We start from the raw sequence: 1,441 nt of genomic DNA, 5'->3' as shown, positions 1-1,441 counted from the left end.
GGTGCCGTCTGGGATGTGGTGGACTTTTGAGAGGGTGGCGTAGTCTCCGGGTGTTGAAGCCCACAAAACGGGATTCGGGCGTTGGAGCGCCAGGGTCCCATTGGAGACCACGCCATGACGGACCCTATCAGCAAGTCACAGTCTGCGCATCTGACCGGCCAACCCGACGCCCGACTTTTCGACACCTGGATCGACCCAATCGAGACCGGCGTGCGCGAGCGGGTGCGCGATTGGATCGAAGCCCTCATCCAGGCCGAACTGGAGGCCGCTCTCGGCCGACCCCGCTATGGCCGGGCGCCTGCTGGCGAGCCGTCCGTCGGCACGCGCGGCTACCGCAACGGCTGCCGGTCGCGCACGCTCACCGGCACCTTCGGGCCGACCGAGATTTCCGTGCCGCGGGCCCGCCTGCACACGCAGGATGGCGGCACCACCGAGTGGAGGAGTGCCACCCTTCGGGCCTATCAGCGCCGCACCAAGGCCGCCGATGCGCTGATTGCCTCGGCCTATCTGTCAGGCACCAACACCCGGCGGGTGCGCCGGGCGCTGGCGGCTCTGTTCGGCGGAGCGGTGGGCAAGGACACGGTCAGCCGGGTCTGGCGCAAGGTGCAGGCCGACTGGCAGGCCTGGAACCAGCGTTCGCTCGCCGACGAGCCGATCGTGCGGCTGATCCTCGACGGCACGGTGGTGCGGGTCCGGCTCGACCGGAAGGCCACCTCCATCTCGCTGCTGGTGGTGATCGGCATCCGTGAGGACGGGCAGAAGGTGCTGCTGGCAGTCAGGAACATGGGCGGCGAGACCACGGCCGCCTGGCGTGCGGTCCTCGACGATCTGGTCGCCCGCCAGCTGCGCCGGCCGGCCTTTGTCATCGTCGATGGCGCGCCGGGCCTGGAGCAGGCGCTCGCGGCGGTGTGGAACGGTGTTCCCCTGCAGCGCTGCACGGTGCACAAGCACCGCAATCTGCTCGCCCATGCGCCCAAGCGTCTCTCCGACGAGATCACGGCCGATTACACCGACATGATCTATGCCACGACAGTCGAGGAGATTGCGGAGCGCCGCCAGGCCTTCCTGCGCAAATGGCGGCTGCGGCATCGGGCGGTGGCGGACAGCCTCGAGGAAGCCGGCGACGCTCTGTTTGCGTTCACCAAATTGCCGCCCTCGCAATGGAAGTCGGCCCGGACCACGAATGCGATCGAGCGGCTGCACGAGGAGTTCAAGCGGCGGATCAAGACCCAGACGGTGCTGCCCTCGGCGGCCACCGCCGCCATGCTGTTCTGGGCCCTGCTGGCGTCCGGTCAGATCACCATGCGCAAGGTCGACGGCTGGAAGACGCTGACACAAGCATCAGCCGCAAAGGACACGATTGACCTCGCCGCCTGACCCAATACGATGTCTATGCTGGAGATCGCGCCACCCGAATTTCAACACAGCTCGCGACGGCACC

General features: G+C 67.6%; 1 protein-coding gene. It reads left to right on the top strand.

Annotated features, from left to right (window positions below):
• Positions 1-114: 114 nt before the first annotated feature.
• The gene (locus tag DES43_RS22215) at positions 115-1,377 is read left to right on the top strand and encodes an IS256 family transposase (protein ID WP_035029080.1); all 1,263 of its coding nucleotides are present in this window, start codon (positions 115-117) and stop codon (positions 1,375-1,377) included.
• The last annotated feature ends 64 nt before the right edge of the window (positions 1,378-1,441 follow it).

It is taken from the genome of Aquamicrobium defluvii (assembly GCF_004363725.1).
Taxonomy (GTDB): domain Bacteria; phylum Pseudomonadota; class Alphaproteobacteria; order Rhizobiales; family Rhizobiaceae; genus Mesorhizobium; species Mesorhizobium defluvii.
This window is presented reverse-complemented; position numbering and strand designations above follow the sequence as displayed.

Bases quoted from the DNA above. Each gene is read 5' to 3' on its own strand.
- DES43_RS22215 (WP_035029080.1), top strand. From the start codon at position 115: ATGACGGACCCTATCAGCAAGTCACAGTCTGCGCATCTGACCGGCCAA.